Origin of the sequence: Bacillus sp. AY2-1 (genome assembly GCF_008368965.1) — a bacterium.
GTDB classification, from domain to species: domain Bacteria; phylum Bacillota; class Bacilli; order Bacillales; family Bacillaceae_G; genus Bacillus_A; species Bacillus_A thuringiensis_S.
Map to the genome: position 1 here is coordinate 39,207 of NZ_QPEL01000078.1, position 13,700 is coordinate 52,906.

The following is a 13,700-nucleotide window of genomic DNA, read 5'->3' on the forward strand; positions in this document are numbered from 1 at the left end:
ACTCTCCTTTATTCAACGAATATCAATTTTCATAAAAAAGCATACGTATATTGTTACTCATTGACAAGTACTTTCTCTTTTTCTGATACTGATAATGTTTTTTCTTTCTTCTTTGACATTACCTCTTTATCGGAAATACGTAAAGAAAATAGTAGTGCTATAAGCAAAAATATTGCTGATCCAATTAATGCTGCTTGATATGGTAAAAAATCGGATTGAACGTTATTACTTCCAAAACCAGCTAGTATACTAGCTAAAACAGCTACTCCTATTGCTGAACCTAATCGATTTTGCACATTGAATATAGTAGTCGCTCTCCCCATAGAAGGCGGCGTGATATTGTTAAAGGCAGAAAATTGAACCGCACCGACAGATTGACCTAAGAAAATACCAATGCCAAACAATAATGCCCGGATTTGCCACGGATTCGTATCGTGATTTACAAAACTCAATAAAACAAATATAACCGCCGTACATATTAATCCAATAGAAATTACCTTTCGAGCTCCTAATTTCTTATATGACCATGGCACAATTTGTGAAGAAATCATTAATCCAATCGCCTCTGGAAATGTCGTAAGTCCTGATTCTAGCGCGGAAACTCCTATCACATTTTGATACATAAGTGGAAAAACAAATAACATTCCTAATAAACCAGCTGATGAAAATAATGATATAATGCTCATCTTTCTAAATACTGGTTCTTTTAATAAGCGTAAATCTAACATCGGTTGCTTTACTTTCAGTTCTACGATTATAAACAACGCAATGAATACAAGCCCAGCTACCCCGGTACTCATAATTTCTGGAGAAATCCACCCTTTTGATGGTCCCTGGCTGAGTGCATATATGAGCATCGCAAATCCTGGTGCTGATAAAATAAAGCCAAGAGAATCAAAGCGACCAGCTGATTTTTCAACATGCTCTGCTAAAAATAGAAGTCCAAATAGCAATGCAACGATTCCAAACGGTACATTAATATAAAATGCCCAACGCCAAGACATTTGATCTACAAAGAAACCACCGATGATAGGCCCAACTGCTGGCGCTACAGCAATTGGAAGTACAATGAACCGGGAAATCTTCGGTCTTTCCTTTGGTGAAAATGTTCGAAATAACATCGCCATTCCGACCGGTGTTAAAAGCCCTCCACCAGCACCTTGAATGATACGAAAAATATTCAATGAAGTAATATCGTTAGCCATTCCGCATAAAGCAGAAGCGATTGTAAATACGAAAAGAGCAATTAAAAATACTCTTTTCGTCCCAAAACGATCTCCTAACCAACCAGAAATCGGAAGGAAAACAGCTAAACTAACTAAATACCCAACATTAACCGTCCCCATTGCAGATGCAGGTACTTGTAGTTCTCTACTTATCGTTTGCAGTGCTACATTTACAATCGTTGCGTCCATCGCAGCCATAAACATCGCAGTTATATACACGATACTTACAACTACTTTTGGATTTAGTTTTGCTTTCATTATCGTTTTCCTGCTAATGTTTTTTCGCGAACTTGATTACTTTTCGGATTCAAATCTTTCCAGTTATATTCAACATATTCTAAGCAGCTCTGCCTACTAGCTTCTTCATATACGACATTCCAGCCAATAGGTACATCGAGAAAAGCAGGCCAGAGAGAATACTGGCCCTCCTCATTTATTAATACTTTATATGTGTAATTATCATTTTCAAATGGATTCGTCATACTCTACTTACCCCTTTCTTATTCTGCAAATATTTCGCTAATACTTGTCCAATTTCCGTGAGTGGACCTGGCTGACATAGATCTTTATGTCTACAATCAATATCGTGCTGCACAATTTGCCCGTCTAAATAATTTAGCCACGTATTTGGAGAAATAGGATCAAACCAATCTGGTATAACAGTAGATCTAAAGAATAAGATATCTCCGTTATAAACTTTCGGTACATACTTCCCTAACAACCCTACTGAATTTACATATGTTTCTTTCAAATTCAATATAGTCTCTTCTTCAAGACTTGCTAATGCACTTCCATCTTTACGAAGGATTTCAACTGCACTTTCCATTGTAAGTGGTTTACCATCCATGTTATCTGGGTCATATCCGCCTAAAGCAAGTAATGCTATTAACGCTTCCTCTTCAGTAGGCGCTTCCGTATTCGGTAAGAAGTGTCCAGGATAAGAATCAAGCATAACGAGTAATTCTACTTCTTCCCCTCCATTTTGTAGTTGCGCCGCCATTGCATGCACAACATTTCCTCCAAGCGACCAGCCTAGTAAACGATATGGTCCATGAGGCTGTACTTCACGAACGTGTTTCAAGTAATCCGCCGCCATCTCCTCTAAAGTTTTTGGAAGTTCTTCATTTTTAGCAATACCACGTGCTTGTACACCATAGATTGGATAATCTGTTCCTAAAGATTTCATAAGTCCTGCATAGCACCAACTTAATCCACCTGCTGGATGTACACAAAATAGTGGTAATTGATCCCCGCTTGCTCGTAATGGAAGCAACACATCAAGTGCACTTTGACCATTCCCCATCTCAAGTCTTTCAGCTAACCCTGCAACAGTCGGTGCTGCAAATAAAGTGCCAATGTTTAGTTCCACTCCAAGCGCCTCTTTAATGCGGCTCATAAGCTGTACTGCAAGGAGTGAATGCCCACCAAGATCAAAAAATCCGTCATCAATTCCAATTTGAGGTACACTTAGCACTTCTGTAAACAAGTCACATAACATTTCTTCTTGCGGTGTTCTTGGACCACGACTAGAAGATGATGCGATAAATTCTGGAGCTGGCAATGCCTTTCTATCTAATTTACCGTTTGGAGTTAAAGGTAACTCATTTACTACTACAAAAGCGTATGGAACCATATAATCTGGTAAACTACCACTAGCAAACTGACGCATTTCATTCGTATCAATCTCTTCATCATTTGATGCGACGATATAAGAAACTAACCGTTTATCCCCTGGTTGATCTTCCCGTACAATAACGGCTACTTGCTCAACTTTAGGGTGCTTCATTATGACTGCTTCTATTTCTCCTAATTCAATTCGGAATCCACGAATTTTTATTTGATGATCTGCACGTCCTATATAATCTAGCGTCCCATCTTTACGCCAGCGAGCTAAGTCTCCTGTACGATACATTCTTGTACCTGGCTTGCCAAATGGATCTGCGATAAAGCGTTCTGCCGTTAATCCTGCTCTTCCTAAATATCCACGCGCAAGCCCTGCACCTGCAACATACATTTCTCCAACTACTCCAGGTGGCACTGGTTGTAAATAGTTGTCTAACACATACACTTTAAGGTCAGGTATACTGCACCCAATTAAACTATTTGCTCGTAAAGAGACGATAGTTTCATCTAATTCAATATAACTAACATGCACTGTCGTCTCCGTAATACCGTACATATTAATAAGCTTTGGTGCATTATGAGGATGTCGACTATACCAATCTTCTAAGCGACTTAGCTCAAGTGCTTCTCCTCCAAAAACAACATATCGTAAAGATAATTTTTGGCCAATCTCTTCATTTTCACGATCTGCTTGCATCAATTGATAGAACGCTGATGGAGTTTGATTTAAAACCGTAACCTTTTCTTTAACAAGAAGCTGTAAAAATTCTTTCGGCGAGCGACTTACAGTATGTGGCACTACAACTAAACGCCCTCCGTATAATAAAGGTCCCCAAATTTCCCAAACCGAGAAATCAAAAGCGTATGAATGGAACATCGTCCAAACATCGTTTCCGTCAAACTGGAACCAATGATCAGTTGCCCCTAAAAGTCTTACTACATTTTGATGAGGTATCATAACGCCTTTCGGTCTACCCGTTGAGCCTGATGTATAAATAACGTAAGCAATATGTGATGGAGATAATGGCTTAATTCGTTCCACTTCATCAATATTGTCTTCACTATATTTCTCAACTTCTGCTATTACTTTCACATCATCAACTAAAACTTTTAGTGCCTCGTCACATTCAATTTCCACTTCTGAATTCGTTAAAACACATGATGGTTTCGCATCGTGTAGCATAAATGAAATACGATCTGCTGGGTAATCTGGATCTAACGGAAGGTATCCAGCACCCGCTTTAAGAACAGCTAATAAGCTTACCACCATGTTTAATGATCTTGGCATCGCTAAAGCAACGAGTTGATCAGGACCAATCCCTTTTGCTATTAGGAATCGAGCTATTTTATTTGCTTTTCTATTTAACTCTTCATAAGTTAATTTCTTATCTTCAAAGACAACAGCAATAGAATTTGGATTTATATGAGACTGTTTTTCAAATAATTGTGGCAATGTCATTTCTGGTGCAATTTGAAAACCACCATTCCACTTTTCTAATACTGTATTTTTCTCTGCTAAAGTTAATATTTCTAATCTGCCAATGGATTGATCCGGATTTGTCGCCGCATCATCTAATAACAAAATGAATCGTTCTATTAGTTTTTGAACCGTTTCACGTTTATATAAATCGGTACTAAACTCTAGTAATCCATGTAAACCGTTCGGAGTACCATCATCCCCGTTACTCTCACTAATTTCAAATGTTAAATCAAATTTTGCAGAACCGACGCTTTGAATTTCAAGGCTCGCTTCTAAACCTGGTACATGAAACGTTGCTTCTGGTGTATTTTGAAAAGCTAACATAACCTGAAACAACGGGTGGCTGTTTCGAGTACGTACTGGATTTAACACTTCAACAAGCCTTTCAAATGGAACATCTTGATTTTCATAAGCTGCAAGATTTACCTGCTTCACTCTATTTAATAATTCTTTAAAACTTGGATCTCCTGAAGTATTTGTACGTAACACTAATGTATTTACAAATAAACCAACAATATCTGAAAGTACATCATCATTTCTTCCAGCAATGGGACTTCCAATTGGTATATCAGTGCCTGCACCTAATCTTGTAAATAGTGCACTAAGCCCTGCTTGTAACACCATAAACAAACTAACTCCATTTTTACGTGCAAGCTCTACTAACCTACTATGCATACCTTCATCTATATGAAAATGAATTGTTTCCCCGCGGTAACTCGTCTCAATTGGACGCTGGAAATCTGTAGGTAACTCCATTTGATCTGGTAAACCTTTAAGTTCTTCTTTCCAAAAATCTAATTGTGTTGAAATAAGACTCTCTGGTGTCGTTTCATCACCTAGCAATTGTTGTTGCCAAAGTGCATAATCTGCGTATTGAACTGGAAGTGTCTCCAGCTGAACTCTGTCACCTTGACATCGTGCTTTATACGCCGCTGTAAAATCTCTCGTTAACGGCTGTAATGACCAGCCATCACCTACAATATGATGTAATAAAATTAATAATACATGTTCGTTTTCACTCACTGTAAAAAGTTGCAAACGAACTGCCGGCTCAATATCGAGGTTAAAACTATATCTTACCGCCTCTGAAAGTACACTTTCTAATTCATCTTTACATGTTTTTGTTATAATCATTTCTAGATTTAAGTTTTCCATATCTAAAATTTTCTGATAGGAACTACCTAATACGTTAGGGAAAATTGTTCTAAGTGTTTCATGTTTCTCAACTACATCATAAAAAGCACCTTGTAATGCTTCCTCATTCAATATTCCATTCATACGAATGACTAGCGGAATATTATAAGTAGGACTTGGACCTTCTAAACAATTTAAGAACCATAACCTGCGCTGTGCAAATGAAAGTGGAACTTCATTTGGCCTACTTGCTTTCTGAATAGCTGGTCTTGCACTTTTTGCATGGTTTAATTGTTTCGCCAGTTCGGCAACAGTTGGTGATTCAAATAGTTTCCCGATACCTAATTCCACACTTAACGTTTCACGAATTCTTGCCATTAAACGAGATGCAAGAAGGGAATGTCCACCCATTTCAAAGAAATTATCATCAATACTAATTCGAGAAACACCAAGTACTTCTGCAAATAAATCACATAATATTTCTTCTTTCGGATTTCTAGCAACCCTCTCATTGTTCATTCCATTAAAATTAGGCGCAGGTAATTTCTTTCTGTCAACCTTACCATTTGGCGTTAATGGTAATTCTTCTAGCACAACAAATGCCGATGGTATCATATAATTCGCTAAACTTTCTGAAACATAAGAACGAATTTCTGAAAGATTAATCGGTTCCTTTTCTTCTGCAATGATATATGCAATGATGCGTTTATCATTTGGACGATCTTCTCGTACCATTACTACCGCTTGTTGAATATTTTCATGTCGTTGTAATACCGTTTCAATTTCAGCTAATTCAATTCGGAATCCACGAATTTTAATTTGATGATCTGCGCGACTAATGTACTCTAACGCACCATCACTACGCCATTTCACAAGATCTCCTGTACGGTACATGCGCTTCCCTGATTCTCCATAAGGATTTGCAACAAACCGTTCAGCTGTTAACTCAGGTTTTCCTAAATATCCGCTTGCAAGTCCTTCCCCTGCAATATATAATTCACCAATAACTCCAGGTGGAACTGGTTGTAACCCTGCATCCAATACATACACTTCTGTATTGGAAATTGGCTTTCCAATAGGAGGTATACCCTTTTCACTTTCATCAATGTTCATGAAAGTAGACCAAATCGTCGTTTCAGTTGGTCCATATAAATTAGTTATTGAGCAACCTAATTCTTTTAATTTATTTGCTAAATGCGCTGGAAGAGCTTCACCACCAACAAGTATGTTTAGCCCTTGTAGCTTCTCTGGATAATCAGTTACTAACGCCTGCCAAAGCGTCGGTGTAGCCTGCATAACGGTCACTCTTTCTTCTTGTAAAAGTGTCGTTAATGCAGAAGGCTCTTGTATGTCTTCTTTTTGCGCAATTGTTAAACTTGCACCACTAATAAGAGGTAAATAAATTTCTAGAGCAGAAATATCAAACGCAAAAGTTGTAACTGCTAATAAATGATCATTTTCATTTAACGAAAATTTTTGTTGCATAGCCATTAAAAAGTTACTTAAACCTCTCATAGGAACAATTACACCTTTTGGGTTTCCTGTTGAGCCTGAAGTATATATTGTATAGGCTGGGTTTAAAAGTAATACATCATTCTTACATGCTATATTCATACGAGAATATGTATGTAACGCTAGTTTCGTTTCTTCGCCATCTAATACAATTTTTTTCATACCATTTTCTATAACTAACTTAGATGAAACAGATGAATGTGTTATGATACAAACTGGTTTTGCATCATCTACTATATAATTAACTCTTTCTGCTGGGTATTCTGGATCTATTGGTAAATATGCTGCACCAGCCTTTAAGACTGCTAGCATACTAACTACCATTTCTATTGATCTAGGGAATACTAAAGCTACAAACTGATTTGGTCGTATTCCTTCTTCTACTAAATAATGTGCTAGTTCATTCGCTCGTTCATTTAGCTCTTTATACGTAAGGTTTATACCGTCACAAGTAATCGCTAGTTTATTTGGATTTTTTTGCACTTGTTTTTCAAATGATATAGGTAGACTGATTAACTCATCATCTTCCTTCGTTTCATTCCATTCCAATAAAACCTTATGATTTTCTTCAGGCAGAGTAATATTTATTTTTCCAATCGACTCGTTTTTCTCATAATTCTTTATTACTAATTCAAATAGATTCATAAATCTTTCTTTATGCAATGCTAGCTCCGCGCCATTATATACTTCGGGATTCGCATCAAAATGAATCATTAGCTCATTTTGATCAAAACGTTTATATACATTTATCGATAAATCATCTACAGGTCCTGCTGATAAGTTATGCGTAATACCACGATTTCCAGCAAAATTAAGCCCGTAATCAAAAGGCATAACATTCACTAACGGTCCAAACAACCTTTGATTTTCACCTAGTAACTTTAAGTCTCTTCTTAATTCCTCGTGACGGTATTTATGATGACGACGTACATCTCGGATTTCTTTAGAAACTTGCTGCAATAATTCCGCAAGAGTTATATTTGGAGTTACAGTGAGACGCAGTGGTACTAAATTCATTACCATACTTGGTGTATGAATAGATACAGAACCTAGACGCCCCATCATCGGTAAACCTAAAACAATATCATTTTCACCTGTTAATTTATGCATATAAATACTTGTTACAGCGACAATGAATTCCGGCCAACTTGTTAACGAAATATTGATATCTTCTAGTAAAGTTTTCGTGCTAGAACTAGATAAATAAGCTGTTTCTCGTGAAAATCCATTTGATGTTCTCGGTGCTCGTTCTGCCAAGCTTACAACTTCTGGTTCATCAGCAAACTTTTCTAACCAAAAAGTACGATCTTCCTGAAATTGTTTAGACTCACGATACTCAATATCTTCTTGTACAACTTTTGTAAGAGAACCAAATGGCTTTTCATTCTTGTTTGTTTCTTCTATAAGTGATGTATACTCATTCGCTACCTTTTGGCTAAGAAGTGAAAATCCATAGCCATCCATCACAATGTGATGGATGCGCTGATACCAAAAGAAACGATTATTTTCAACTTGAATAAGTGCTTCCGTAAATAAAATATCTTTTTTCAAATCGACGGGCATAGATAAATCATTTTTCATCCATACTTTAGCAGCTTCTTCAGGGTTTTCTTCTTTACGAACGTCAATAAAATGCATATAAAACTGTGATTCTTCAATAACTTGCCATGGGCCAATTTCATCCTCTTCGAAGCGAACATGAAGTGCTTCTGCTTCTATTACAACTTTACGTACAGCTAATTCGAAAATTTCTTGATGAATATTTCCGTTTATTTCTACATATTCCCCAGTATTATAAATTGGGTTAAGCGGATCTAATTGTTGCGCAAACCACATACCAGACTGCGCAGATGATAACGAATGACGAATCTTTTGACTGTTAGGCATTCTTTACTACCCCTTTATTATGTAGTCTATTTGTTACAGCACCTGTGCTGTTTGTGAAGATAGTAAACTGTACCAACCTGCAACAGTTGGATGTTCTGCTAAATCTGCAAAAGTGATTTCTTTCCCTTCACGACGCCACTTCTCTACTAAACTCATAATTCTGACCGAATCAAGTCCTCTATTTAATAAGTCCTCATCAAAATCAATACTTTCTATTGGCTCACGAAGTAGTTGTGCAACTAGTTCATGCACTTCCTGTATAGTGATTCCTTCACTCTCATCACCTTTTACACTTTGCAAATCGTTTAACAGTAGGTTTGTTGATGTCGTTACTGCACATCTATTAGATGCATACTCCAATGCTTGTTTATGATGCTCTAGTGAAAAATCAGCAACTGCATCTGCTACAAAGAAGGGCTCTATACCATCCATAAATGCTTCACAAGCTGTTAAAAGACAGCCAATATGCGCATAAATACCGCAAATAATAAGTTGATCTCTTCCTTGTTCATTTAAAATTTCTAATAGATTTGTCTTTTTAAATGCACTATATCTCCATTTTGTTAGGAATATATCATCTTCATCAGGAGTAAGTTCATCAACAATTTTCTTTTTATCCGGTCCAGCAGGAATACCGTCACCCCAAAAGTCTTGTAATAAACCTCGTTGTTCTAACGTTTGCCCACCAGGTTGTGCTGTATAAACAACTGGTATACCAAGTTCCTTACATTTTTCTCTTATCATTTTAATATTTGAAATAAGTTCTACTTTTGGTGATTCTTTATCGCTATATGCATCAAGAAAATATTCTTGCATGTCATGAATTAAAAGTACTGCACGTTTCGGATCTGGTGTCCAATTCACTTTATTTTTTGGTAGTTCTGATTCAATTGGCATTTTATATACTGAAATAGATGGGATAGCCATCTAATCACTTCCTTCCGGTTTTTATTATTGTTTTACTGTAATAAGTTTTTCAGCAATGACTTTACGTAGTTCTTTTTTGCTGACTTTTCCGACTCCTGTTTGCGGGAATGATTCAATAAATTCAATTCGATCTGGAATTTTATAAGCCGCTATACCACGTTCTCTTAAAAACATTTTTAATTCACTTACAGTTGGAACTTGTCCGCGAGCTATAACAAAAGCACAGGTGCGTTCACCTAAATAATCGTCAGGCATAGATACAATTGCTACGTCATGAACCGCATCGTGTGCTAATAGATGATTTTCAACTTCTTCCGCAGCAACTTTCTCACCACCACGGTTAATTTGATCTTTATCTCTTCCTTCTACAATGATGTATCCTTGTTCATTTACTTTTACAAGATCTCCTGTGCGATAAAATCCATCCTTTGTAAATGATCGTGCATTATGCTCTTCGGCTTTATAGTAACCACGAATTGTATATGGACCTCGTGTTAATAAACTACCTACTTCGCCAGGTTTTACATCGTTGTCATTTTCATCAACAACTCGTACTTCATCGTGTGCAGACATTGGTCTACCTTGTGTATGAATAATAATTTCTTCCGGATCGTCTAATCTTGTATAGTTCACTAATCCTTCCGCCATACCGAATACTTGCTGTAACGTACATCCAAATGTAGGGCGTATACGTTTTGCAACCTCAGCACTAAACTTAGCACCACCTACTTGAATAACCTCTAGGCTCGATAAATCGGCATTACGAGAAGATGCAGCATCAAGCCAAATCATTGCTAATGGCGGAACGAGCGCTGTAATTGTAACTTTTTCTTCTTCGATAAGAGCAAATGCCTCATCTGGGCTACCACCAGTTGCCAATACCACTTTTCCACCCGCATAGAAAGTTCCAAATGTTCCTGGAGAACTCATTGGATAATTGTGTGCTACTGGAAGAACTGTCATATAGACGCTTTCTGCATTCAAATTACAAATTTCAGCGCTAACACGTAAACTATAAATATAGTCATCATGTGTTCTAGGAATTAATTTAGAAAGACCTGTTGTCCCTCCTGATAATTGGAGAAATGCAACATCACTGGGCTGAACTTCTGGCAATGAGATAGGATCCATATACAGATCATTTATGTTCACAAACTCTTCCTCTTCTCCCACTACAATTACATGTTGTAAAGTTGGCACTTTCTCTTTCACTTCTCTTGCTAGTTTTCGATAATCAAAACCGAGGGCCTTATCTGAAATAACGTAAGCGCTCGCCTCACCAAACTCACAAAAATAACTAATTTCACTACTTCGATGTGAAGGCAGTGCAAAGACAGGAAGCGCTCCAATTCGAAATAGTGCAAAACATATTTCGAAAAACTCGATAATGTTAGGTAACTGGATTACAACTCTGTCCTCTTTCTTTATTCCTAAATTCAGTAAACCTGCTGCTAAACGATCTACCTTTTTATCAAGTTCACTGTACGTTACATGCGTCTTACCGCTTACAACCGCGATTTGATCTCCATATTTCTCAGCTCGCTCTCTTAACACTCCTCCAAATGTTTCACCAAGCCAACATCCTGCTTCTCGGTAACGATCGGCAAATTCTTTTGGCCATTCTGTATAACCTACTAGCATTCTTTCTTCCCCCTATTTTTCATTAAGTGAACTATCTCTTAACCCTAAAGCTTTTAGCATTGTTTGGAACTTAGCTGATGTTTCTGCTAACTCATCTTCTGGTTTTGACTCAGCAACAACTCCAGCTCCTGCATATAAACGAAGTGTATTTTCTTGTACTTCAGCACAACGAATTGTAACAATCCATTCTCCATCTCCATTTAAATCGCTCCATCCTAGCATTCCTGTAAAGAACTCGCGGTCAAATGGCTCAATATGCTGTATAGCCTCTCTTGCTTTTTCCATCGGAGTTCCGCAAACTGCTGGCGTAGGATGAAGGGCAATTGCTAATTGTAAAGAAGAAGTATTTGGATCCTTAAGTTCACCTTTCACTTCTGTAGACAAATGCCACATCGCTTCACTATGAATAACTGATGGCTTTTCTGGAACATGTAATGTATGACAATACGGACGAAGTGCAGCGGCAACCGCTTCAACTACTACCGCATGTTCATGTAAATCTTTTGGCGAAGAAAGTAATTCCTCTGCTCTTCTTTTATCTTCTACTGGGTCCTCACTACGTGGCCTTGAACCAGCTAACGGGTTAGAAATAACTTGCATACCATTACGTGAAACAAGTAATTCAGGGCTTGCTCCAATTAGCGTCTTACTGTTCTCTTTTTCATCTTTCGGTAAATTTACAGCAAATGTATAACCATGCTTATTATGCTCTGCTAATTCTCGCAAAAGTTTTTGCTTATCAATCTTTTCGGAAGATTTAACATCTAACGATCTAGATAGAACGATTTTCTTCAAATCACCGTCCTGTATTTTTTTAATTCCTTGCTTCACACCATTCATATAAACTTCAGGTTCTGGTACTGGCGTCATTTCAAATGTTACGTTCTCATTTGTTTCAAGCTGATTGGTTGTATCCAATTGTAAACGCTCAGAAATTCTACTATATTCTGGTACGATAAGTTGGACTTCTTTTCTACGATCAAATGGCAAAGCACCCATAACAATAGGATTTGGATTTCCAGCTTGTTTCGCATTACTTAATGTCGCTTGCACAAGCTCTGGGAAACTTTCAATTTCACGATGCTTTACTGTAGTAAACTCTCCTTCTGCTAATATCGTTCGAGTTGGTGAAGCAAAAAAGAACGAAGATTCAGTCTTATAATCTTCTAAAAGTTTTTCTGACAATTCCTTTACAGCTGTATGTTCACTCATAATATAATAACCTCCTGAATTTTTATTAAACTCCTAACGTAGCACCGCCATCGACACATAAATTGTGCATTGTAATATGACTTGCTCTATCTGAAGCTAAAAATAACACTGCTTCAGCAACTTCTGAAGGTTGTGCAATTTTTTGTAATGGAATTCCGAGTCTATATGTATTTTGAGAACCAGCAATTATATTTTTAGCTCCATTCTCATCAGCCCATAGTAATCTTTGCATCTCAGTTTCAGTAGAACCTGGAGAAACTAAGTTGCAGCGTATATTGTATGCTGCAAGCTCTAATCCTAAACACTTCATAAACATCGTTGTTGCAGCCTTTGACGCAGCATACGCAGCCATCTCCATTCTCGGCGTATTTGCCGCATTTGAACCGACTGTAACAATTGCCCCTGATTTTCTTAACATCATATTTTTACTTACCGCTCGGGACATATTGAAAACCCCTGTAGTATTTACAGAGAATGTTTTATTCCAATCTTCATCACTTAACGAATGAATTGCTCCCATACGTAAAACCCCTGCAACGTTTACTAAAATATCTATTGGCGCTATTTCATTTGCAATATGATTTACAATGTCTTCAACAGCAGTGCTATCACTCACATCTAAACGAAACGTTTTCATACGTGTTTTATTTAATTCATTTTGATTTAAGAGTACATTTAACCCCTCTTCATTTTGATCAACCGCAATAACTGTGGCTCCTCTTTCTAAAAACATTTCGGCAACGACACTGCCTATGCCTTGTGCTGCACCTGTTACTAAAACTGTTTTCCCATCAAATTCCCCTAAGTTCATTTTCTCTATCCTTTCACATAAACATTAATTTCATTAAGTAACACTAATAATAATGATATTGATTTTCATTATCATCAGCGTTGTAAAAAATAATACACTTACTAAACTAATTGGTCAAGTGCGCATTACTTTAAAATCTATTTTATTGATAATGTTTTTCATTTACTATCTTACACCGAAATGATAATGTTTCTCAATAAACTTGTCAATCTTTTTTTATTTTTCAGATAAAGTATTTTAATGTTTC

7 protein-coding genes are annotated in these 13,700 nt (G+C 37.1%); all 7 read right to left on the reverse strand.

Going from position 1 to position 13,700, the window contains the following annotated elements; translation table 11 throughout:
* Positions 1–53 precede the first annotated feature (53 nt).
* From DN403_RS19580 to dhbA, 7 genes are read right to left on the reverse strand one after another with little or no spacing between them, the layout of a single operon-like run.
* Positions 54–1,484 (reverse strand): MDR family MFS transporter, encoded by a 1,431-nt coding sequence (locus DN403_RS19580; RefSeq protein WP_000644938.1) that lies wholly within the window; start codon positions 1,482–1,484, stop codon positions 54–56.
* Positions 1,484–1,708, reverse strand: coding sequence for an MbtH family protein (locus tag DN403_RS19585; RefSeq protein WP_000184057.1), 225 nt, complete (start codon positions 1,706–1,708; stop codon positions 1,484–1,486). Before DN403_RS19585 ends, DN403_RS19580 begins: the two co-directional genes overlap by 1 nt.
* Complete coding sequence (locus DN403_RS19590) at positions 1,705–8,862, reverse strand: amino acid adenylation domain-containing protein (RefSeq protein ID WP_001133919.1); 7,158 nt, start codon at positions 8,860–8,862, stop codon at positions 1,705–1,707. Before DN403_RS19590 ends, DN403_RS19585 begins: the two co-directional genes overlap by 4 nt.
* A 33-nt stretch (positions 8,863–8,895) precedes the next feature.
* Positions 8,896–9,789 (reverse strand): isochorismatase family protein, encoded by an 894-nt coding sequence (locus DN403_RS19595; RefSeq protein ID WP_001007261.1) that lies wholly within the window; start codon positions 9,787–9,789, stop codon positions 8,896–8,898.
* A 24-nt stretch (positions 9,790–9,813) separates the two neighbouring features.
* On the reverse strand, positions 9,814–11,430 hold the full coding sequence (locus DN403_RS19600) for a (2,3-dihydroxybenzoyl)adenylate synthase (RefSeq protein WP_000960115.1): 1,617 nt from the start codon (positions 11,428–11,430) through the stop codon (positions 9,814–9,816).
* A gap of 12 nt (positions 11,431–11,442) precedes the next feature.
* Positions 11,443–12,642: an isochorismate synthase DhbC gene (dhbC, locus tag DN403_RS19605; RefSeq protein ID WP_001289294.1), complete on the reverse strand. Its 1,200-nt coding sequence runs from the start codon at positions 12,640–12,642 to the stop codon at positions 11,443–11,445.
* Between the two features lie 25 nt (positions 12,643–12,667).
* A complete protein-coding gene (dhbA, locus tag DN403_RS19610; protein WP_001048419.1) occupies positions 12,668–13,453 on the reverse strand; it encodes a 2,3-dihydro-2,3-dihydroxybenzoate dehydrogenase in 786 nt (261 codons plus the stop codon).
* Between the last annotated feature and the right edge of the window lie 247 nt (positions 13,454–13,700).